The sequence below is a fragment of the Collimonas sp. OK307 genome, from assembly GCF_900113705.1.
In the GTDB taxonomy this organism is placed as follows: Bacteria; Pseudomonadota; Gammaproteobacteria; order Burkholderiales; family Burkholderiaceae_D; genus Collimonas.
Window position 1 is genome coordinate 61765 of record NZ_FOQI01000006.1, and the last position, 20507, is coordinate 82271.

Sequence of the window (20507 nt, forward strand, 5' to 3'; positions counted from 1 at the left end):
GCTCAAGCTCCCAGCCGCAATTCGGCAGTGGCGGTAACGAAAGCGTCTGCTTCCAGCATCGGCAGCTGCGCGGCGTCGATCACGCCGATCAAGCTCCAGATTTCAAGCGGATCGGCTGCAGCGCCAAAGCGATCGATGCGATTCTGTAAAAATTGCTGTTCTGCTTCCAGCGCCTCCAGTGTCAACGGAATGTTGCCGGCTTTGGCATGGGATTCTTGCGCAATATCGAAAGCTGCTTGTCGAAACGCGGCGCTGCTGTCGGCCACCAGCATCTGGCAATCACCCAGCAAATAGCGATGCTTGCCGCCGCTGGTGCGCCACACCAGGGCACGGTCGCGTGAATCGAATTCTTCGACGCCGTTGGCAGTCTCTATCACCTCGGGCCCCGACATCGCCAGCCGCCCTTCTTCCGACATCACGATCGCATTGGCGCAGCGGGCGACGATGCCCATGCCGCCGAAACAACCGTTGGAACCGCCGACCAGCACAATCACCGGAATGCCGGCAGCGCGCACCTCAAGCAAGGCACGCATGACTTCGGACACGGCAATCAGGCCGGCATTGGCTTCATGCAAACGCACGCCGCCGGTCTCCAGCAACAGCAACACGGCATACGGACGGTCACGCAGAGCGCGCTGCAACAAACCGGTAAGCTTGGCGCCGTGCACCTCGCCCACCGCGCCGCCCATGAACCCGCCCTCTTGCGCCGCCACGAATACGCACTCGCCATGCAGCCGCCCCTGGCCGACCGCCACGCCATCGTCAAACGATACCGGCGCATCCAGCTGCCCCAGATGCGGGCTGACGGTTCTTAGCGCGGGTGGCAGGAACTCATAAAAACTGTCGACATCCAGCACCGCAAACAAGCGTTCGCGCGCGTTCGCTTCCAGGTAGCTGCTCATGGTGTTTTCCCGGTCATTGCCTGCAACGCCTGATCCAGGCGCAAGCTGACCACCGCCGGGGTGGCTCCCATGTCATTGATCGCGATACGGGCGTCGGCCAGTTGCCAGCGGTCCTGGAAATCGCCCAGCACAGCTTCCCAGATAGCACCGAATCCGCGCGCAGCAGTCCTGATTTCAATCGTGCAGGCGCCGTTCAGCGCAACCGATTCCACCAGCACTTCCAGGTTGCCCGAACTGACCACGCCGGACAGCTGGGCAGTGGGCGGAAGCCGGTGCTTACCATGCTCAAAACGAAAATTCAAAGTTTCCACGAGACCTCCATACAGCAATGCTTTACACCAACTCAAGTCTTGCCTCAGCTCATTACGTCAGCTCAATACTGCTGCCATCTTTACCAGTTCCTGAAGCGTCTCGGCGGATTGTACAAACCGCCCGAGGCGCGCACCAGATCCTTCATGCTTTTTGCCGCCAACAAGTCGCGCGTCGCCAGCCGTTTATCTATGCCGAGATCCTCAGGCCGCTGGATGATTCCCCGATCACGCAGGTTTTCGACCATGCGCTTGTCGCGCCCCAGCCCGACCGGGGTGTAGCCGGCAACGCCGCGCACTGCCTGCTCGCGTTCTTCGTCGCTGCGGCATAACAGCAAATTGGCCAGTCCTTCTTCGGTCAGGATGTGGCTCACGTCATCGCCATAAATCATCACCGGTGGAATCGCCATATCGGCTTGCTCAGCCAGCTCCCAGGCGTCCAGCCGTTCGACGAATGCCGGCTGCATGTGCTCGCGGAAGGTCTCGACGATTTGCACCACCAGTTTTTGTCCACGTGGAATCAGGTTCTTGCCTTCACGCGCCTGGCGTCCGGCTTTCAGCCAGGCCGGGCTGGCATGACGCCGGCCGCGCGCATCGGCGCCCATATTCGGCGCACCGCCGAAACCGGCGATGCGACCGGCGGTCGCAGTCGATGAATTGCCTTGCAAATCGATTTGCAGGGTCGAACCGATGAACATGTCGCAAGCATAGTGGCCAGCCATCTGGCTGAAAGCGCGGTTGCTGCGCATCGAACCGTCGTGACCGACAAAAAAAACATCCGGACGGGCCCGGATGTATTCTTCCATGCCGAGTTCTGAACCGAAGGAATGGATAGACTCGACGAAACCGGCCTCGATGGCCGGAATCAGCGCCGGATGCGGATTAAGCGCCCAGTGCTTGCAGATCTTGCCTTTCAAGCCCAGCGATGCGGCATAAGTCGGCAAAATCAGCTCGATCGCGGCAGTATCAAAACCGATACCGTGATTCAGGCGCTGCACCTGGTATTCGGCATAGATACCCTTGATCGCCATCATCGCCATCAATACCTGGATCTCGGATATCTGCGCCGGATCGCGGGTAAACAATGGTTCGATGTAGTGCGGGGTCGGCGCTTCCACCACGAAATTGACCCAGTCCGCCGGGATATCCACGCGCGGCAGCACATCGACTATCTCGTTAACCTGGGCGATCACGATGCCGCCACTGAAGGCAGTGGCTTCGACAATCGCCGGTGTGTCTTCGGTATTCGGCCCGGTGTAGAGATTGCCGTGGCGGTCCGCCGCCTGCGCTGCGACCAGGGCCACGCGCGGCGTCAGGTCGACAAAGTAGCGGCCGAACAATTCCAGATAGGTATGAATCGCGCCGATATTCAATTTGCCGGCCGCTACTAGCCTGGCGAGGCGCACCGCCTGCGGTCCTGAAAAGGAAAAATCCAGGCGATCGGCGACACCGTTTTCAAACACATCCAGGTGTTCAGGCAAAGCCAGCACCGACAGCAGCATGTGCAGGCCGCTGATACGGCTGGAATCGAGCCTGGCCAGGGCTTTGGCCAGGAAATCGGCCTGTTTCTGGTTATTCCCTTCCAGGCAAACCCGGTCGCCGGATTCCAGCACGCTGTATAGCAAGTCCGCAATCCGTCCGGTGTCTACCAGTTTGCCTTTGCAGGCACTGCCAAGGACGTTGGCGGCGCGCTGCAGGCGCTGTTCGCGATTGGTATTACGTAAATCCCAGCGCCGCCCGTCCATTACCTTACTCCCATCAACATATCAGGCAATCCGGTGACAATGCCCGGGAACAGGCAAAGCAGGATGATCGCCAGGAACATCAGCAGCAAGAACGGCAACGTGCCTTTGATCACATCCGATAACGGAATATCGGGCGCAATGTTCTTGATGACAAACAGGTTCAAACCTACCGGCGGATGGATCAAGCCCATTTCCATCACCACCGTCATCACCACGCCGAACCAGATCAGGTCGAACCCTGCTTCGCGCAGCGGCGGCAAGATGATCGGCGCGGTCATCAGGATGATCGATACCGGCGGCAGGAAAAAGCCGAGCACGATCACCATCAGCAAGATTACCGCCAGCAGCAGCCACTTCGACAGATGCAGGGCAACCACCCATTGCGCCGCCGACTGGCTGATATGCAGGTAACTCATGACATAGGAATACAGCAAGGACATGCCGATAATCAGCAGCAGCATGCAGGATTCCTTGATGGTCGAATTCAGGAACGGCATCAGGTCGCGCGGCCGCCACATGCGATACACCACTGCTATCAGCACGATCGCCAGCAATGCGCCGAGACCGGCGGTCTCGGATGGCGTGGCAAAACCGCCGTACAAGGCAATCATCACGCCGATCAGCAAAATCAGGAAAGGCAGCACGCGCGGCAGCATTTCAACTTTTTGCGCAAGGGTGAAATGCTCATCGTCCAGATAGGCCGACTTGACGCCGCCCTGGCTGTAGACGGCATGGGCAATCCGGTACTCCTTGCGCGCCCGGTACACGGCATAACCGGCAAACAGGATCACCAGCAGCACGCCAGGACCGACGCCGGCCAGGAACAGCCGGCCCAGCGATTGTTCCGACGCCACCGCATACAAGATCATGGTGATTGAAGGCGGCAACAGAATACCGAGCGTACCGCCGGCAGCGATGATGCCGGCAGCAAAGCCCGGTGAGTAACCGCGTCGCCGCATTTCCGGAATGCCGGCAGAACCGATCGCCGAGCAGGTTGCAGGCGAAGATCCGGCCATCGCCGCGAACAAGGCACAGGCAAAGACGTTGGCGATGCCGAGACCGCCCGGCACCCGGTTCAGCCAGGCATGGATCGCCGAATACAGATCGCGCCCGGCCGGCGATTTGCCGATGGCCGCCCCCTTCAAGATGAATAGTGGAATCGACAGCAAGGTAACCGAGGCGATTTCTTCGTACACGTTCTGTGTAACCGTATCAAGCGAGGACGCAGGCATGAAGAAATACATGAAACCGGTTGCGACGACACCGAGCGCAAACGCAATCGGCATGCCGGAACACATCACGACAATCGTGACAATGCCATACAAGGCACCTAAGGCAAGCGGACTCATTGCTCTCCCGAGACAGTTTTAGAATTGGCAGACGTGCTGCGGTCGGTCAGGCGTGTCAATACTTGCACCAGTATCTGCAAGGTCAGTACTGTCATGCCGAGCGCCATCAGCGAATAGGGAATCCACAATGGCGGTGCAAAAGTGGATGAGGTGGTCTGGCCTTCCGACCATGCTTCATGGAACAACGTCCATGATTTCCATGAAAAGAACCCACAGAACAGGAAAGAGATCACATCAACCAGCAGTAAACGCACCGCGTTCACTCCGGCCGGCAGTATCGAAGACAACGCTTCGATGCCGATGTGGCCGCGATACGACTGGGCGTAACCGGCACACAGGAAGATCACGCCAACCAGCATGAATACCGTGGCGTCGTCCTGCCAGTCGGTAGGAACATGAAAGAAATAGCGCGCGACCACTGAATAAGTCATGATCAGCGCTGTCAACATCAGCGCTGCCATGGAGAGATACAGCGCCAGTTTATTGAAGCGTTCGAGGACTCCGGCCAAGACCGCCACTACCGGATTATCCGGCATGGCAGGCAAGACGGGTCCGGCAGTCGGCTTCGTGTCGAAGCCGTGGCTCATAGGAGTTTCTCAGCCAGCTTCAGCAATTTTGCGCAGTTGTCGTTTCTCGCAGCGTAATCCTTCCACGCTGTGGTACGTGCGATGTCCTGCCACTTCTTGACCGTCGCCGCGTTCAGGTCGACCACCTTGGCGCCGGCTTTTTGATAGACCGCAGCTACGCCGGAATCGTCGAGCCGCGCAGCGTCAATGGCAAACTTCTCCATCTCGGCGCCAACGGCCATCACCGCTACCTGCTGTTCCTTGGTGAGGCGATCGAAGGTAGCCTTGGAAATCATCAAAGGTTCCAACATATACCAATAGGCTTTATCGCGGCCGGTGGTCAGGCTCTTGGACACTTCTTCCAGGCGGAACGAAATCAGCGAGGTAGATGACGTCATGGCGGCATCCATCGCCCCGGTCTGCATCGCCGCATAGATTTCGTTGGACGGCAGCGTCACTACCGCGGCGCCGGCTTCTTTCAGGATCAAGTCCATTTCACGCGAACCGCCGCGCACCTTCAGCCCCTTGGCATCGGAAGGATCGACAATCGGCTTGGTGCGCGACGCCACACCGCCGGCCTGCCAGATCCAGCTGACGATGATGACGCCTTTTTCGAGCAGGATGCGCGACAGTTCCTTGCCGACTTCCGCATTCTTCCAGGCCGCGCCTTGCTCGTACGAAGTCACCAGGCCAGGCATCAGGCCGATGTTCACTTCCGGCACTTCGCCGCCGGCGTAGTTAAGCGGCACCAGGGAAAAATCCAGGGCGCCTTTGCGCATTGCAGAGAATTGGGAGTTGGTCTTCATCAATGAAGAGCCGGGATAGATTTCGAATTTCAGGCTACCGTTGGTGCGCTTGCTGACTTCAGCGGCGAACACGCGGGTCAGGCGATCACGGAAGTCGCCTTCACTGATGGTGCCCCCGGGAAATTGGTGGGAAATTTTCAAGGCGCTCGACTGCGCCCAGACTGACGACATCGACCAGAACGGTGTGCTCGCCAGCGCGCCCAGCACCGCTCTTCTGCTGATTAAAGACATATCCCCACTCCTCTGTTGGAAAATTATCGATACAGTTTTAGCTACTTTTCACGCCATTATTGCTGAAGATAGATGCTATGTATTCTTCTTTCGTTTCCTTGTATACACGATATTCCATAAAACATTTTCATGTCAACGAATAAATACGCTTTACAATCAAATCTCGGTACACATAATCCCAGAAACGGCCAAATTATGCTCACAACAAAAAATCGCTCGGAATCGCTACGCGAAACCATCGAAGAAATGATTGCAGTTGGTGAGTTTCGCCCGGGCCAGCATCTCGATGAAACCGACCTGGCTATCAAGTTCGGCGTTTCTCGCACGCCTGTGCGGGAGGCCTTGATCCAGCTGGCTTCGATGGGCATCGTAGTAACTCGCCCGCGACGCGGCACCGTAGTTGCCGAAATCGGTCCACGCCAGCTGGTGGAAATGTTTGAGGTGATGGCGGAGCTGGAAGCCATGTGCGGACGCCTGGCGGCGCGCAGGATGTCCGGCGAAGAACACGCCAGCCTGCTGGCGGCGCACCAGGCCTGCATGGAAGCGCGCGACGCCCACGATCCCGACACCTACTTCTATAAGAACGAAGCCTTCCATGGCGCCATCTACGAAGGCAGCCACAACGCCTTCCTGGTGGCCCAGGCGCAATCGCTGCAGCGCAGGTTGCGGCCATATCGACGGCTGCAGCTGCGGGTGCGCGATCGTTTGAACGTCTCGTACCAGGAGCATGACGGCGTAGTGCAAGCCATCATCGCCGGCGACAGCGAGCTGACGGCCGACTTGCTGCGCCAGCACGTGACGGTTCAGGGGCAACGCTTTGCGGACCTGATCGCCTCGCTGCAGCAACTGACTGTGAAGCCGGAGCCGCTGTATAAATATAGCTAGCTTCTTGCAGCGGCCGGGCCTGGCCGCTACGCACTGGCAAGCACTGCAAGACGCCGAAGACGACTTCCATCAGCGTGAAGCCGAGAATAATCACGCTGGCTCCATGGGCGACAGCATAGATTTGCCATGCCGCAAAAAGGAATCGCGCCGCCGCATCGTAGCGGCCGAATTGCTGCTGCGGATCGCGGATACGCAATACAGCCCACACCGTGACAACAGATCCCAGCAAGTTTGCCATCAGCATGTGGACCGGCTCGAATGCTGGAAATCCGCCGGCCAGTTGCCACCTCTGCACCAGCCACAATAAACTCGCGTGCACCGCGGCAAAGGTCCAGGGTGTGGCAAAGCCGATGGTGGCCACCAGGTCGTACCAGGCACTGGCGCGGACGATGCGGCGATATTGCGTTTGATCGATCATTTTCTACCCTCCCCTCAAAAGAATGAATGAGCAATCAGGGTAAAGCCTCGGGTACACTCCAAGGTCAAGCAAAACCGGGAGAAAAAATGCGCATCGGCAGTTTAGCTTCGGCCAGCGGCCTTAGCCGCGATACATTGCGTTTCTACGAGGAGCGCGGATTGATACGCTCCGCGCGCGGCAGCAACGGTTATCGGATCTATCACCCCGAAACCGTCGAGATACTCGGATACATCCGGACCGCCCAAAAACTGGGGTTCAGTTTGAATGAGATCGGTGCTAGCTTGCCTGACTTGCTGGACACGCCAGCGCCCGACGAAGCGGTTGCCGCATTGCTGATGGAGAAAGTGGCGATCATCGATCAGAAGATTGCCGAACTGGCTGACCTCAAGCGAGAGTTGCTGGGACGGGTGGCATTGAAGTGTCCGCTACTGAGCACGCCTGAAGCCGGGTAGATAAAGCACCAGGGTTTCATGCTGCGAACTGTGCCGCCGCATTACTTGACCGTATCGGCGGCAGCTTTACACACAGTAGCGTCCTGATCGCCGGTGCCGCCACTACAGCCGATCGCACCGACAAGCTTTCCGCCTTCTAGGAGCGGAAACCCTCCCGGCGATGCCACCAACCCTGCATCCAGCGTTTGCACGTATCCATGCCCGGTTTCGAACTGATTGTAGAAGAGCCGTGTCTCGCGACGAAATCTCGCAGAGGTGCGTGCCTTGTTCTGCGATATCGCAATCGACGCCAGTTGCGCGCCATCCATCCGTTCGAATGCGAGGAGTTCGCCATGCGTGTCGACGACCGCAATATTCATTTTCCAGTCGTGTTTCTTCGCTTCGTTTTCCGCAATCGTGAGCAGCCTCTTCGCGGTGTCCAGACCAATCGTGGCGCCATAGGGAATGTCGAATGGCATCTTGTCGGGCGTCCCGCCCGCCGAGGGTTGTGAGGCGGGGGCTTGCGCCGTCGCGGCGGCTGCCACGACCAGGCAGGCTGCGCACGCGATCTGGATGAGGCTTTGCATCGCATCTTCTCCCATGGATTGGCGGAAGCCGCCCGCATGATACTGTGCCGGAGCATTGCGCACGCTGGGCTGGTTGTTTTCAACTCTAGTGCGGCGCAGAGTGGCGCGCAAGGGTCATTTGTTCAGTTTTCACCTCAAAATGATGCAGCGCGCAAAGCAGCGTGGGCTTTTTTTCCTTTGCACGGCGCTTTGGTGCAATTGGATCAGGCGGGATTGTTAATGTGCTGTTTTACGTGGGTTTTCCGCCAGGTCGCCGGCGCTTCTCCGAACTCGGCTTTAAACCATCTCGTAAACGAGCTTGGCATAGAGTAACCCAGGAGCGCCGCCACGCGCCCCAGAGAAAAATTGGGATTTTCCATATAGCGCACGGCCAGGTCACGCCGCGCATTATTGACCAGATTCGAGAAAACCTCCCCCGATTCCGACAACTGGCGCTGCATGGACCTGACATTCAATCCCATACTTTGCGAGATTTGCTCTATGGTTGCATGTCCGGCAGGCAAAGAAAGATAGATCGCTTTTTCGACATCGGATGCTAGAGAGTGCTCTGTTTCCCGTCGCATGGTATCGACATAATTTTGCGCATACTTCGCCATTTTTGAATCTGCGCGCAGGTTCGGCGAATTCAGGTCGGAAGCGTGGCAAACGATACCGTTGAATTCGCTGCCAAACTCAATATGTACACCGAATATCCGGCGATAAATATTTAATTGCGGTGGCGCCTGGTGGGTAAAGTTCACACTGAGCGGCAACCAGCGTTCGCCGATCAATGCATTAATCGTGCGGAATAGCACGCCCAGAGCCAGTTCGATGGCTTGTCGCGATGACAATTTTTTATCAGCCACGATTTCTTCTTTGATGATCACTTTCTGATCTGCGGCCTCAACGTGAATAGCCAGTGATTCATTCAGAAGATGTTTGTATTGCATGAGCGTCGACAACACATCTTTGAGCGTTTCTTGATGCGCGATTAGCAAGCTCATCACACCGAAATCGGATAGGTGCCGTGATTCTGCCATCAAGAGACCAAAAGTCGGGCAGTTTGTCCGATCCGCAGAATCTTCCAGCAACTGAATTACAGCGCCGACAGGAATTTTCTGATCGGGATCCGCCAGCAAACTCTTACTCAGACCGACCTTTTGCAACAGACTTTGAGGATTCAACCCAAGGCTATGCGCGACTTCAAAATAATTGGTAAGCGCCGCTGCCCTCACAAGCATACTCATAGGAATCTCCTCCTTTAACCGGCTATAGCGTGATTTGCTCAGCGATTTATTTTTGTCATGAAATGCGTATTTTTCGCTTTTATTATGCAACGTTTGTCATGAAATGAAAAGTTTATGCCGCCCAATGCGAAGCAAACAAGCTATGCCTCCAGTATATTTTTCTTCATGCGAACAACTCGCGAAAAAATAAATCAGAAAACTGGAGATAGAGAATGTCTAAATGCGTCCGTTTTTACGAAACCGGTGGGCCAGAAGTTCTGCGCTATGAAAATGTGGAAGTCGGGGACCCTGGTCCGGGACAGATAAGGCTGCGGCATGTTGCCGTCGGACTGAACTTCGCCGATACCTATTTTCGTAATGGCACCTACCCTGTGCCCTTGCCGTCGGGGATGGGAGTCGAAGCCTCGGGGGTGGTGCAAGCCGTGGGGAGCGGGGTAACTGATTTTTCGATCGGTGACCGTGTTACCTATACTGGTTTCCATACTGCATTGGGTGCTTACAGCACCGAGCGTCTGATCGATCCAGCCTTACTCATCAAGATACCGGAAACGATCGCTTTCGAGACCGCCGCCGCAATGACCATGCGCGGCCTGACTTCCGCCTATCTGATGCGCCGTATCCATGCATATCAGCCAGGGGACAGCATTTTGTTGCATGCAGCAGCCGGCGGCGTCGGTTTGATCGTCTCCCAGTGGGCAAAAGTTCTCGGACTGAGGGTGATCGGCACCGTATCCTCCGATGCCAAGGCGGCACTCGCATTAGCGAATGGATGCGACGAAGTCATTAATTACAGCCATGAAGATGTCGCCAAGCGCACCCGCGAGTTGACAGATGGACGCGGTGTCGATGTCGTGATTGACGGTGTGGGTAAAGATACTTTCATGCCTTCGCTGAACTCGCTCAAACGTCGCGGCTTGCTGGTCTGCGTCGGGACGGCTTCTGGTTCCATTCCGCCATTTGACCCGGTTCTGCTGGCCATGAAGGGGTCTATCTATATGACTCGCCCGGCGCTAGCCGATTACATCGCCGATCCGGTTGAAAAGGCTGCGCTGGCAAACGAGCTATTTACGCATGTCGCCGGCGGTAAAATCAATATTCAGATTAATCAGCGCTACAGTCTGGAAGACGCGGCGGCGGCCCATCACGATCTGGAGTCGCGCAGCACCACGGGTTCCTCCATCTTTATTATCTGAGGAGACGATCATGCGTATTGAGCAATTGACTTGCAGCATAGGTGCAGAGGTGATTGGCGTCAATCTTGCTGATGCGGTACACGATGATGCGCTGTTTGCCGAAATCAGAGCACAACTGGTCAAGCATAAAGTACTGTTTTTGCGCAATCAGGACATTAGCCGGGCCGAACACGTGGCCTTTGCGCGTCGCTTCGGCGACCTGGAGGAGCACCCGGTAGTCGGTAGCGATCCAGAACATCCAGGCCTGGTGCAAATTTACAAGACACCTGATCAGCCGAATGCACGCTATGAAAATGCCTGGCATACCGATGCTACATGGAGAGAGGCACCGCCATTCGGCTGCGTATTGCGCTGCGTGGAGACACCGGATGTCGGCGGTGACACGATTTGGGCAAATATGGTTCTCGCATACGAAAATCTGCCTGAAGACATCAAGAACAAAATTGCGCCATTGCGTGCACGTCACAGCCTTGAAGCCAGTTTTGGCGCCGCCATGCCTATCGAAAAACGACTGGCATTGAAAGCACAATATCCCGATGCAGAACATCCTGTAGTCAGGATACATCCCGATACCGGCGAAAAAATTCTGTTTGTGAATGCATTTACTACGCACTTCACTAATTTTCATACACCAGCCAATGTTCGCTTCGGGCAGGATTGTGCGCCTGGTTCCAGCCACTTGTTAAATTATCTGATCAGTCAGGCCAACATTCCCGAATACCAGGTGCGCTGGCGCTGGCAGAAAAACAGCGTTGCTATCTGGGATAACCGCAGCACGCAGCATTACGCGGTCATGGACTATCCGCCGTGCCATAGAAAGATGGAGCGCGCAGGCATTGTCGGCGACGTGCCATTTTGAAATTCAGAGTGAATTTTTTTAAATAAAACAGAATATTTCAAGGAGTACACCATGCAGTTTCTCGACGATTCATTATTTCCGGAAAATCAACACAAGGTAGTCATCACAGTCGCACCGTATGGTCCGGAATGGGAGCCACGCGATTTTCCGGAAGATATTCCGGTCACCATGGAAGAACAAATTCAAAAAGCGGTCGATTGCTATAACGCTGGCGCAACAGTATTGCATTTGCATGTACGTGAACTCGACGGCAAAGGCTCCAAGCGCCTGTCGAAGTTCAATGAATTGATCGCAGGTGTCAAGGCAGCAGTGCCAGACATGATCATTCAGGTCGGCGGTTCGATTTCATTCGCGCCTGAGAGCGATGGCGAAGCTGCCAAATGGCTGTCAGATGATGCCCGTCATATGCTCGCTGAGCTTTCGCCGAAACCAGACCAGGTGACTGTAGCGATCAATACGACGCAGATGAATATTACAGAGTTAATGATCCGGGAAGAACTGGCAGGGACTTCATTAATGGAACCTGGCTATTACGAGGCTTACCGCGAAATGATCGTACCTTCCGGACCAGGCTGGGTAGAGGAACACTTGCGCCGCTTGCAGGCAGCCGGCATCCAGCCGCATTTTCAATTAACTGGAATGCATGCGCTGGAAACGTTGGAAAGACTGGTTCGCCGAGGCATCTACACTGGTCCCTTAAATGTGACATGGATTGGCATCGGCGGCGGTTTTGATGGCCCAAATCCTAACAATTTCATGCAATTCGTTAATCGCCTTCCCGATGGCGCATGTTTGACCGCTGAATCTCTGATGCGCTACGTAGTACCCTTCAATATGATCGCGATGGCGATGGGTTTCCATCCACGCTGCGGTATCGAAGATTGCATCATGGATCAGCATGGAAAGCGCATGACGTCTGTACAGCAGATCGAACAGTGCGTGCGCATTGCCCGCGAACTGGGTCGTGAAGTGGCAACGGGTAAGGAAGCTCGGGAAATTTACAACATTGGTGTTCAGTACAAGAACGCAGACGAGACTCTGGCAAAACTCGGTATGGCGCCTAACCGCGTGAAAGGCCAGCGAGGTTTTCCGCTGCGGGACGCGCAACCACAATAAATAACAGCCATACATCGTGATAAATGCAAACCGGAGCAGAAATATCTGCCCGAGTTTGCAAACATAGAATCGCAAAAATAAAGCGATCTACACTGGAGACAATCTTGGCTTATAACTACACATCATCCGGCGCGGACGCAAGTCCTGTCGTCAATGTCACACGGCGTTACGCCTGGCTGGTTTTTGCACTGACCTTTGGATTGCTGATCTCTGACTACATGTCGCGTCAGGTGCTCAATGCAGTATTTCCATTGATCAAAATCGAATGGAGTCTATCCGATTCCCAGTTGGGTACTTTAGGCGGCATCGTCGCACTGATGGTCGGGCTGCTGACATTCCCGCTTTCTTTGCTCGCTGATCGCTGGGGGCGCGTTAAAAGCCTGGTACTCATGGCTGTACTGTGGAGTCTGGCGACGCTTGCCTGCGGTTTGTCGCAATCGTATCACCAGATGTTCCTGGCACGCTTTTTTGTCGGCGTCGGCGAAGCTGCTTATGGAAGCGTCGGGGTGGCACTGGTGTTATCCGTCTTTCCTGCCAACTTGCGTTCCACGCTGACGGCCGCATTCATGGCTGGCGGGTTGATAGGTTCAGTTCTTGGCGTAGGCTTTGGGGGCGTGCTGGCGACGCACATTGGATGGCGCTGGGCGTTTGGATGCATCGCCTTGTTCGGACTGATACTGGCTATTCTATTTCCATTGATCCTCAAAAAGAACATGGCTGCTTTGGATCGCCCGAATACGGCCAGATTCCTGTCCGATTCTAAAACACACAAAGATCAACCTGCACCCCTCATGGGTTTGTTCTCGACGAAGTCCGTGATGTGCGCTTATGTCGGGAGTGGGCTGCAACTGTTCATTATCAGTGCCCTGGTCGGCTGGATGCCGAGCTACCTGAACCGGTCTTACCAAATGAAACCTGATAAGGCGGGCATTCTGGCCGCAGCGTTTTTGATAAGCGCCAGTTTAGGCATGGTTTTGTGCGGCATAGTGTGTGATCGCCTGGGACGCAATTCGCCGGTGCGGAAAGTGAAACTGGTCATTGGTTTTTGTATTATCAGCGGCGCCTTGTTGATGTTTGCATTTCAATTGCCTGTAGGTTCTACGCAACTCATTTTTATTGCTTTTGGAATGTTTTTTGCCGCCGGATCGGCTGGCCCGGCTGGCGCCATGGTCGCCAATCTGACTAGTCCTGCCATACACGGCACCGCATTCGCGACATTGACTTTGGCAAATAATTTACTTGGCTTTGCGCCTGGTCCGATTGTGACCGGAATGCTGGCAGACAGATTTGGCCTGCAAGCGACATTGCAGTTGATTCCTTTAGTCAGCATAGCGTCAACTCTGGTGTTCATGATTGGCAAGCAGTATTACGAAAACGATCTGAACAAAGTCGCATCGCTGGCTGCAGAAAAAAATATTGCGACATGCTAATGAAAAACAATTTACACATTGACGTCAGTTTTGATCTGATCTGTCCCTGGTGCCTGATCGGTAAAATCAGTCTGGAGCAGGCGATCAGTAAAATATCGGAACAATATCCGTCGGTCGACGTGACTGTGAAATGGCATGGCATGCAGCTGCTGCCAGACGTGCCAAAGAATGGACTGCCATTTCAGACTTTCTATGAACGACGATTGGGTAGTCCGCAAGCTGTGTCTTTGCGTCAACAACAAGTCAATGAGGCAGCGGCTAAGGTAGGTTTGCATATCAGGTTTGATCGTATGAAGACATTTCCGAATACGGCAAAAGCACATGCATTGCTTACCTACATGTCGACGTTTTCGGGTGGAGAAAAAATCGAACAAATGTTGGATCGTTTGTTTAGCGGATATTTCTTCCTTGGTGAAGATATTGGCAGCGATGAACTGCTTTACGAAATCGCACAAGCGGCCGGGATTGGACGAGAAATGTTTGATGAGTGGCTGGAACGCCCGGAATCGAATGTCTTGATGGATGGGGACCTGTCACAGGTCAGCGGTGTTCCGCATTATGTCTTCAATCAAAAGATCGAAATGAGCGGGGCACAACCTCCCGAGCAACTCTTCGCTGTCATGCAAAATCTATTGGAAAGCGAAACGCAATGACAGTCACACCGCACATGCCTGGCAGAACGGATATATCCACCGGCCAAAGAATGTTTGCCCGCATTGATGGAAGAGATATTGCGATTTTCAATGTCGACGGGGATATCTATGCAATTGATGATAGCTGCCCGCACTCAGGGGCGTCGTTGTTTCGCGGCACGCTGGATGGTTACATGCTGAAGTGCCCTGCACATGGTCTGAGTTTCGATATTCGAAGCGGTTGCATGAAATATGGCGCGGGCATGGCCGTCCGCACTTATGCAAGCAAATTGGTTGATGGAGAAATCGTTTTCGATTTCCCGGAAATAAAGAATGCAGAGAAGCCGGCATGAATTGAAAGAACTGATGATCGTTGGCGTTAAACCGGTTCTTTTGATGGTCACTGAAACGACATGGTTAACCCGTTTCGTTTTATCCATGCCGAGCATGCAGCCGAGAGGCTGAATTTTCACTAAACGCTTGAATTAAGGCTGACGCAATCTGCGTGAATGCCAGGCACCGCTTCGTTCGTAATATTTGGAAAATCGATATGTTAGATCAAAAAGACACCACAATTTTAATTGTTCCGGGACTGAGGGATCACGTGCCGGAACATTGGCAGACTTTACTTGAAGCACGATTGTCGGCATTCAGATCGGTTCCCCCTCTGGAAACAAATAAATTGGATCTTGCGGCAAGGATCGCGGCGATTGAGAAAACAATCAATGCAATCGACGGCCCGATCATCGTCGTTGCCCATAGCGGCGGAACCATCATGTTCGCTCACTGGGCGCAAAGACATTCAACTGAAAAAATTCTGGGTGCTTTGCTGGCTGTCCCGCCGGATTTTGAAAAACCACTTCCAGCGGGATATCCGACTATCGATGAGTTCGGAGAAAACGGATGGCTGCCAGTGCCGCGCGCACCGCTTCCGTTTCGTTCCATCGTCACCGTCAGCGAGAATGATCCATTGGGTGATATCGCAGCTGTCAGCGCATTAGCCAACGAGTGGGGAAGTCAAATCGTCAACCTGGGCAAGGTCGGACATTTGAATCCGGCTTCAGGATATGGAGATTGGCCGGAAGCGGATGCGCTGATTCAACGACTCATCGATGAGTGTTGAGAGCCGGGAATTTCTGCGTTTCATACTCAATAGCCGATTCATCTTAAAGATCAAAAAACAAAATTTCTGCCTCAGGAGAAAAAGTACAAAGCGATAAACCTCAAAAAACTTGATTTGCTGAGAATCGTGATGATTCTGTCTGAGTTTTCAAAAAAGTAGTTTGCTTCATCATTCTAAAAATATATCGGGGACAAAAATGAAATTGAAGTTAACAAGCATTGCGGTAATGTCTTTATTTACCTGCGCAGCATCTGCGCAATCTTCGGTCACCATCTATGGCATGGCCGATTCCGGGATACTGTCGATATCGAACAATTCCAATCCTGCCTTAGGTTATCTGCCCAATTCAACTAATGGCGGTGCAGTTGTCGGTGTCAAAGATGGCGGGATGGGGCTGAGTTTTTGGGGTATCCGTGGTTCCGAGGATATCGGTAACGGAATGAAGGCTAACTTCAATTTGCGCGGCAATTTTTCTACACAGACAGGTGCTGGCGGCGGCCCCAATTCTTCGGGTGGACTTTCCCTGTTCAATCAGGAGGCCAATGTAGGCATTTCCGGCGATTTTGGTTCGATCAAGGCAGGTCGTGTGATCGCACCTGTGTTTTACGCATTTGCCGCAACAGATGTTCGTGGCGGCGCTTATTTTGGCAGTAGCTTAACCGGATTGATCGGCTTAAATAGCGCAACAGGAGCTTTTGCCGGCAGCAATTCGAATGCCCCCATTGCCACCATCTACAATGACAATGCCATCGTCTATGTTTCTCCAAAAATATCGGGGATCACTGCCAGTTTTGAGTACGCATTTGGTGAAGTTGCGGGAAATACCTCCGCGGGAAGACAAATCGTTGGGACCCTGGCTTACGATGATCCTCATTTGAAACTGGACGCTATTTATTACACCGGAAATGACAATGGCATCGTTGCCTCGCTGAACCCCCAGGGGCACACCACCAATCGCCTGATGCAGATCGGTGCGATGTACACCTTTGACGCGTTATCGTTAAGCATAGGATATTGGAAGGCGGAAAATCCCACGTTTCCAGGCGCCGGAACGAATCCGGCCAAATTTGGCGGTGCTGCGACGACAGGTAGTCTTAACATGATTAACTATGGATTAGGGTATCGCATTTCTCCACTGCTCAATCTGACCTCCGGCGTGTACAGCATCAAAGACAACAATAACAGTGCCAATAAATCCGTCATGTATGTGGTCGGTGCCGATTACGCGCTGTCGAAGAGCACCAAGTTGTACCTGGAAGCAGCTAACGTCAATAACCACGGCAGCAATATGAATCAGTCTCCCGTCTATGCGCAACCGGTAACGGCAGGAGTGACTACGCATGCGTGGATGGCAGGCATCAACCATAGATTTTAAGTTCTTAACGTCAGAAGCTATTGACGCTATTGAAACCATTGCCACCGATTCCATGTGATGAATGGTGGCTATTGTTGATTTACCGAGATGGCCCCAAGCGATGCCTGCAGACCATCGCAGGCATTTATTCAAAAATAAACAGGCTTCAAGCCAATTCGAGCGAAAGATTACCTCCCGCAACATTGGCATTAACAGCCAATATCGCCCCCGTTGCTTGGCAATTCGTTGATCACGTCCTATATTAAGAATGCTTGTTTGGCAATTGGCGGGGTTGCCACGGGGGTTGCCATTTATGGGCGATGTCCGGCTCCTCTTCGAAAAGAGCGCCCAAAAGTGTATGCATAACGATTGCGGTTATGCCCTACCGTTTTTCGATCACCATTAGAGGATCGCAAATGAGGAACATCTCTACCCTGTCAGCAGCACTTGCCGTTGTTCTCGCAGGCTGCGCCCCGGCGCCATCGGAGTCAGGATCCGCGTCAACACAGTCCGCACACACGGAAATCTGCAAGGCAACCAGCGAACAAGAAATCTCAGCCTTGTTTGACCGATGGAATCGCTCGCTGCAAACCGGCGACCCGCACAAAGTTGTCGCCAATTACGCCGAGCACTCTGTCCTTCTCGCCACCGTGTCGAACAAACCGCGACTGACCCCGGCTGAGAAGGAGGACTACTTCCAGTACTTCCTTAAAAGCAAGCCGATGGGGAAGATCGACTGGAGAACAATCGAGATCGGCTGTAATACTGCGATTGACGCCGGACTCTATACGTTCACCTTTGGCGCTACGGGTGCGCAAGTCAAGGCTCGCTACACATACACCTACAAATGGGACGGAAAGCAGTGGTTGATCACAACTCACCACTCTTCCGCAATGCCAGAGAAGAGCTGAAGCGCCAAAGGGCAAAACCCTTCAGTTCAGCCTGCAGGTTCGAGATTTTCTGTTGAATTCAATCGGTGCATTTCGACAGCCACAGACGGTTGCCCTGGTGTCGAACACTGGGGGATGAACGGCATCAGCCCATCCCGCAATGACTCGTAGCCCTAACTGGCTGTAGCCACCACATTAGCCCGGGCCTTATGCAATTTTTTGTAGCTGTCGATCAGGCGCTGGTGCCTGTCGAGACCCTCCAGTTTCATACTCGTTGGGGTTAACCCGAAGAAGCGCACACTGCCGTCCACTGAGCCCATTACCGCGTCCATCCGAGCGTTGCCAAACATCCGGCGGAAATTGACCACGTAATCGTCCAGTTCCAGGTCGTCATCCAGCAGCACTTCTAACACCACATTCAAGGCTTGATAAAACAAGCCGCGTTCGACCGTGTTGTCGTTGTACTGCAGGAAGGCGCCCACCAGATCTTGCGCCTCCTCAAATTGCTGTAAGGCGAGATGAATCAGCAGTTTCAACTCGAGAACTGTCAGTTGCCCCCAGTCCGTATTCTCGTCAAATTCGATACCGATCAATGTGGCGATATCAGAATGTTCATCGAGCTCATTGCTATCCAAACGGTCAAGCAGCGTTTCCAGGCTGGCATCGTCCAGGCCATGCAGATTCAAAATATCGGCGCGGAACAACAGCGCCTTGTTGGTGTTATCCCAGATCAAATCTTCTATCGGGTAAATTTCCGAATAACCCGGCACCAGAATCCGGCAGGCTATGGCGCCTAAATTGTCATACGCCGCCGTGTACACCTCTTTGCCCATGTCTTTGAGAATACCGAACAAGGTCGCGGCTTCTTCGGCATTGGAGTTTTCACCCCGGCCTGAAAAATCCCATTCAACAAAATCGAAATCCGCTTTTGCACTGAAAAAGCGCCATGACACGATCCCGCTGGAATCGATGAAGTGTTCGACAAAGTTATTTGGCTCAGTCACGGCTTCACTTGTAAAGGTGGGCCGGGGTAATTCGTTCAGTCCTTCAAAACTGCGACCCTGCAGCAACTCCGTCAGACTACGCTCCAGCGCCACCTCCAGGCTTGGGTGCGCGCCGAACGAGGCAAACACACCGCCTGTCCGCGGGTTCATCAAGGTGACGCACATCACCGGGTACACTCCTCCCAGCGACGCATCCTTCACCAGCACCGGAAAGCCCTGCTCTTCCAACCCCTGAATGCCGGCCAGAATGCCAGGGTATTTCGCCAGCACTTCCTGCGGCACATCAGGCAAAGTGATTTCACCTTCCAGAATTTCGCGTTTTACCGCCCGTTCGAAAATCTCCGACAGGCATTGCACCTGTGCTTCGGCCAGCGTATTACCGGCACTCATGCCATTGCTGACGTAGAGGTTTTCGACCAGGTTAGACGGAAAATACACCACCTCGCCGTCCGACTGCCGCACAAACGGCAGCGAACAGATACCGCGCTGCACATTGCCGGAGTTGGTGTCGACCAGATGCGAGCCACGTAACTCGCCGTCTGGATTGTAAATTTGCAGGCTGTACTCATCCAGGATTTCGGCCGGCAGCGCATCTTTACGGCCAGGCTTAAACCAGCGCTCGTTCGGGTAATGTACAAACTCCGCGTTAGCGATGTCTTCGCCCCAAAACGTGCCGGCATAGAAATGGTTGCAATTCAGCCGCTCGATATACTCGCCCAACGCCGACGCCAACGCGCTTTCCTTGGTTGCTCCCTTGCCATTGGTAAAACACATCGGCGAGTGCGCATCGCGGATATGCAGCGACCATACATTGGGCACAAGATTGCGCCACGAAGCGATTTCAATCTTGATGCCCAGGTTCGCCAGAACGCCCGACATATTGGCGATGGTTTGCTCCAACGGCAGATCCTTGCCCGCAATATAGGTGCTGACGTCAGAAGCCGGCTTCAAGGTCAGCAACGACTGAGCATCGGCATCCAGGTTCTCTACCTCTTCAATGACAAACTCGGGTCCGGCTTGCACCACTTTTTTCACCGTACAACGCTCGATCGAACGCAAAATACCCTGGCGGTCTTTGGCAGAGATATCCGCCGGCAACTCAACCTGAATCTTGAAAATCTGCTGGTAACGGTTTTCCGGATCGACAATATTATTCTGTGACAGGCGGATATTTTCGGTAGGAATATTGCGAGTTACGCAATACAACTTCACAAAGTAAGCTGCACACAAGGCTGACGAGGCCAGAAAATAATCGAAGGGGCCAGGCGCCGAGCCATCGCCCTTATAGCGGATAGGCTGGTCGGCCACTACCGTGAAGTCATCGAACTTGGCTTCAAGACGTAGCTTATCGAGAAAGTTGACCTTAATTTCCATGGGGGAATTCTAAAATTGATGTAGCCGCTATTATCCGTCGCCACGCAGGTACCGTGCAATTTATCGATGTTTTTCTCG

General features: G+C 53.9%; 21 protein-coding genes. 12 read left to right on the forward strand and 9 right to left on the reverse strand.

The features are described 5' to 3' along the window. Positions 1 to 2: 2 nt before the first annotated feature. The 6 genes from BM205_RS09880 to dctP form a co-directional block, all read right to left on the reverse strand. Entirely contained in the window at positions 3 to 902 is a 900-nt protein-coding gene (locus BM205_RS09880; RefSeq protein WP_092414334.1) for a biotin-independent malonate decarboxylase subunit beta, read from the reverse strand. After that, a complete protein-coding gene (mdcC, locus tag BM205_RS09885) occupies positions 899 to 1213 on the reverse strand; it encodes a malonate decarboxylase acyl carrier protein (RefSeq protein WP_092414335.1) in 315 nt (104 codons plus the stop codon). Before mdcC ends, BM205_RS09880 begins: the two co-directional genes overlap by 4 nt. 80 nt (positions 1214 to 1293) lie before the next feature. Further along, positions 1294 to 2955 carry a malonate decarboxylase subunit alpha gene (gene mdcA / locus BM205_RS09890; protein WP_092414336.1) on the reverse strand — a complete coding sequence of 554 codons (1662 nt, stop codon included), beginning with the start codon at positions 2953 to 2955 and terminating at the stop codon, positions 1294 to 1296. Further along, positions 2955 to 4304 carry a TRAP transporter large permease gene (locus BM205_RS09895; RefSeq protein ID WP_092414337.1) on the reverse strand — a complete coding sequence of 450 codons (1350 nt, stop codon included), beginning with the start codon at positions 4302 to 4304 and terminating at the stop codon, positions 2955 to 2957. The genes mdcA and BM205_RS09895 overlap by 1 nt, the downstream gene beginning before the upstream one ends. Further along, positions 4301 to 4891 carry a TRAP transporter small permease gene (locus tag BM205_RS09900; protein ID WP_092414338.1) on the reverse strand — a complete coding sequence of 197 codons (591 nt, stop codon included), beginning with the start codon at positions 4889 to 4891 and terminating at the stop codon, positions 4301 to 4303. Before BM205_RS09900 ends, BM205_RS09895 begins: the two co-directional genes overlap by 4 nt. Continuing rightward, positions 4888 to 5907, reverse strand: a complete 1020-nt coding sequence (dctP, locus tag BM205_RS09905) for a TRAP transporter substrate-binding protein DctP (protein ID WP_092414339.1) — start codon at positions 5905 to 5907, stop codon at positions 4888 to 4890. Before dctP ends, BM205_RS09900 begins: the two co-directional genes overlap by 4 nt. A gap of 195 nt (positions 5908 to 6102) precedes the next feature. Between dctP and BM205_RS09910 the strand changes: the two genes are divergently transcribed. The 3 genes from BM205_RS09910 to BM205_RS09920 all read left to right on the forward strand — a co-directional run bounded on the left by BM205_RS09910 (position 6103) and on the right by BM205_RS09920 (position 7662). Next, a complete protein-coding gene (locus BM205_RS09910) occupies positions 6103 to 6792 on the forward strand; it encodes a GntR family transcriptional regulator (RefSeq protein WP_092414340.1) in 690 nt (229 codons plus the stop codon). Positions 6793 to 6796: 4 nt separating this feature from the next. Further along, the gene (locus BM205_RS24270) at positions 6797 to 7099 is read left to right on the forward strand and encodes a hypothetical protein (RefSeq protein WP_175511227.1); all 303 of its coding nucleotides are present in this window, start codon (positions 6797 to 6799) and stop codon (positions 7097 to 7099) included. Between the two features lie 197 nt (positions 7100 to 7296). Then, positions 7297 to 7662 carry a MerR family transcriptional regulator gene (locus BM205_RS09920; protein ID WP_092414341.1) on the forward strand — a complete coding sequence of 122 codons (366 nt, stop codon included), beginning with the start codon at positions 7297 to 7299 and terminating at the stop codon, positions 7660 to 7662. A 41-nt stretch (positions 7663 to 7703) separates the two neighbouring features. Here BM205_RS09920 and BM205_RS09925 read toward each other — a convergent pair whose 3' ends face one another. Together BM205_RS09925 and BM205_RS09930 are read right to left on the reverse strand one after the other, a co-directional pair. Then, positions 7704 to 8339 (reverse strand): GlcG/HbpS family heme-binding protein, encoded by a 636-nt coding sequence (locus tag BM205_RS09925; protein ID WP_254783833.1) that lies wholly within the window; start codon positions 8337 to 8339, stop codon positions 7704 to 7706. Between the two features lie 92 nt (positions 8340 to 8431). Continuing rightward, positions 8432 to 9454 (reverse strand): AraC family transcriptional regulator, encoded by a 1023-nt coding sequence (locus BM205_RS09930; RefSeq protein WP_092414342.1) that lies wholly within the window; start codon positions 9452 to 9454, stop codon positions 8432 to 8434. A gap of 212 nt (positions 9455 to 9666) precedes the next feature. Between BM205_RS09930 and BM205_RS09935 the strand changes: the two genes are divergently transcribed. The 9 genes from BM205_RS09935 to BM205_RS09975 all read left to right on the forward strand — a co-directional run bounded on the left by BM205_RS09935 (position 9667) and on the right by BM205_RS09975 (position 18072). Then, positions 9667 to 10647, forward strand: a complete 981-nt coding sequence (locus BM205_RS09935) for a quinone oxidoreductase family protein (protein WP_092414343.1) — start codon at positions 9667 to 9669, stop codon at positions 10645 to 10647. Positions 10648 to 10657: 10 nt separating this feature from the next. Then, complete coding sequence (locus tag BM205_RS09940) at positions 10658 to 11506, forward strand: TauD/TfdA dioxygenase family protein (protein ID WP_092414344.1); 849 nt, start codon at positions 10658 to 10660, stop codon at positions 11504 to 11506. A gap of 51 nt (positions 11507 to 11557) precedes the next feature. Continuing rightward, positions 11558 to 12622: a beta-keto acid cleavage family enzyme gene (locus BM205_RS09945; RefSeq protein ID WP_092414345.1), complete on the forward strand. Its 1065-nt coding sequence runs from the start codon at positions 11558 to 11560 to the stop codon at positions 12620 to 12622. 23 nt (positions 12623 to 12645) lie between these two features. Then, positions 12646 to 14052 carry an MFS transporter gene (locus BM205_RS09950; RefSeq protein WP_092414346.1) on the forward strand — a complete coding sequence of 469 codons (1407 nt, stop codon included), beginning with the start codon at positions 12646 to 12648 and terminating at the stop codon, positions 14050 to 14052. Next, positions 14052 to 14705, forward strand: coding sequence for a DsbA family oxidoreductase (locus BM205_RS09955; RefSeq protein WP_175511228.1), 654 nt, complete (start codon positions 14052 to 14054; stop codon positions 14703 to 14705). The genes BM205_RS09950 and BM205_RS09955 overlap by 1 nt, the downstream gene beginning before the upstream one ends. Next, the gene (locus tag BM205_RS09960) at positions 14702 to 15037 is read left to right on the forward strand and encodes a Rieske (2Fe-2S) protein (protein WP_092414348.1); all 336 of its coding nucleotides are present in this window, start codon (positions 14702 to 14704) and stop codon (positions 15035 to 15037) included. Before BM205_RS09955 ends, BM205_RS09960 begins: the two co-directional genes overlap by 4 nt. 197 nt (positions 15038 to 15234) lie before the next feature. Further along, a complete protein-coding gene (locus BM205_RS09965; RefSeq protein ID WP_092414349.1) occupies positions 15235 to 15807 on the forward strand; it encodes an RBBP9/YdeN family alpha/beta hydrolase in 573 nt (190 codons plus the stop codon). A gap of 196 nt (positions 15808 to 16003) precedes the next feature. Next, entirely contained in the window at positions 16004 to 17182 is a 1179-nt protein-coding gene (locus BM205_RS09970; RefSeq protein WP_092414350.1) for a porin, read from the forward strand. A 395-nt stretch (positions 17183 to 17577) separates the two neighbouring features. Beyond that, on the forward strand, positions 17578 to 18072 hold the full coding sequence (locus BM205_RS09975) for an SgcJ/EcaC family oxidoreductase (protein WP_092414351.1): 495 nt from the start codon (positions 17578 to 17580) through the stop codon (positions 18070 to 18072). A 152-nt stretch (positions 18073 to 18224) separates the two neighbouring features. On the opposite strand, the gene BM205_RS09980 is transcribed toward BM205_RS09975, so the two are convergent. After that, the gene (locus tag BM205_RS09980; RefSeq protein ID WP_092414352.1) at positions 18225 to 20429 is read right to left on the reverse strand and encodes an OsmC domain/YcaO domain-containing protein; all 2205 of its coding nucleotides are present in this window, start codon (positions 20427 to 20429) and stop codon (positions 18225 to 18227) included. Between the last annotated feature and the right edge of the window lie 78 nt (positions 20430 to 20507).

Coding starts and splice junctions, on each gene's coding strand:
- BM205_RS09880 (WP_092414334.1), bottom strand. CDS start 902: ATGAGCAGCTACCTGGAAGCGAACGCGCGCGAACGCTTGTTTGCGGTG.
- mdcA (WP_092414336.1), bottom strand. CDS start 2,955: ATGGACGGGCGGCGCTGGGATTTACGTAATACCAATCGCGAACAGCGC.
- BM205_RS09895 (WP_092414337.1), bottom strand. CDS start 4,304: ATGAGTCCGCTTGCCTTAGGTGCCTTGTATGGCATTGTCACGATTGTC.
- BM205_RS09900 (WP_092414338.1), bottom strand. CDS start 4,891: ATGAGCCACGGCTTCGACACGAAGCCGACTGCCGGACCCGTCTTGCCT.
- dctP (WP_092414339.1), bottom strand. CDS start 5,907: ATGTCTTTAATCAGCAGAAGAGCGGTGCTGGGCGCGCTGGCGAGCACA.
- BM205_RS09910 (WP_092414340.1), top strand. CDS start 6,103: ATGCTCACAACAAAAAATCGCTCGGAATCGCTACGCGAAACCATCGAA.
- BM205_RS09920 (WP_092414341.1), top strand. CDS start 7,297: ATGCGCATCGGCAGTTTAGCTTCGGCCAGCGGCCTTAGCCGCGATACA.
- BM205_RS09930 (WP_092414342.1), bottom strand. CDS start 9,454: ATGAGTATGCTTGTGAGGGCAGCGGCGCTTACCAATTATTTTGAAGTC.
- BM205_RS09935 (WP_092414343.1), top strand. CDS start 9,667: ATGTCTAAATGCGTCCGTTTTTACGAAACCGGTGGGCCAGAAGTTCTG.
- BM205_RS09940 (WP_092414344.1), top strand. CDS start 10,658: ATGCGTATTGAGCAATTGACTTGCAGCATAGGTGCAGAGGTGATTGGC.
- BM205_RS09945 (WP_092414345.1), top strand. CDS start 11,558: ATGCAGTTTCTCGACGATTCATTATTTCCGGAAAATCAACACAAGGTA.
- BM205_RS09950 (WP_092414346.1), top strand. CDS start 12,646: ATGCAAACCGGAGCAGAAATATCTGCCCGAGTTTGCAAACATAGAATC.
- BM205_RS09955 (WP_175511228.1), top strand. CDS start 14,052: ATGAAAAACAATTTACACATTGACGTCAGTTTTGATCTGATCTGTCCC.
- BM205_RS09960 (WP_092414348.1), top strand. CDS start 14,702: ATGACAGTCACACCGCACATGCCTGGCAGAACGGATATATCCACCGGC.
- BM205_RS09965 (WP_092414349.1), top strand. CDS start 15,235: ATGTTAGATCAAAAAGACACCACAATTTTAATTGTTCCGGGACTGAGG.
- BM205_RS09970 (WP_092414350.1), top strand. CDS start 16,004: ATGAAATTGAAGTTAACAAGCATTGCGGTAATGTCTTTATTTACCTGC.
- BM205_RS09975 (WP_092414351.1), top strand. CDS start 17,578: ATGAGGAACATCTCTACCCTGTCAGCAGCACTTGCCGTTGTTCTCGCA.
- BM205_RS09980 (WP_092414352.1), bottom strand. CDS start 20,429: ATGGAAATTAAGGTCAACTTTCTCGATAAGCTACGTCTTGAAGCCAAG.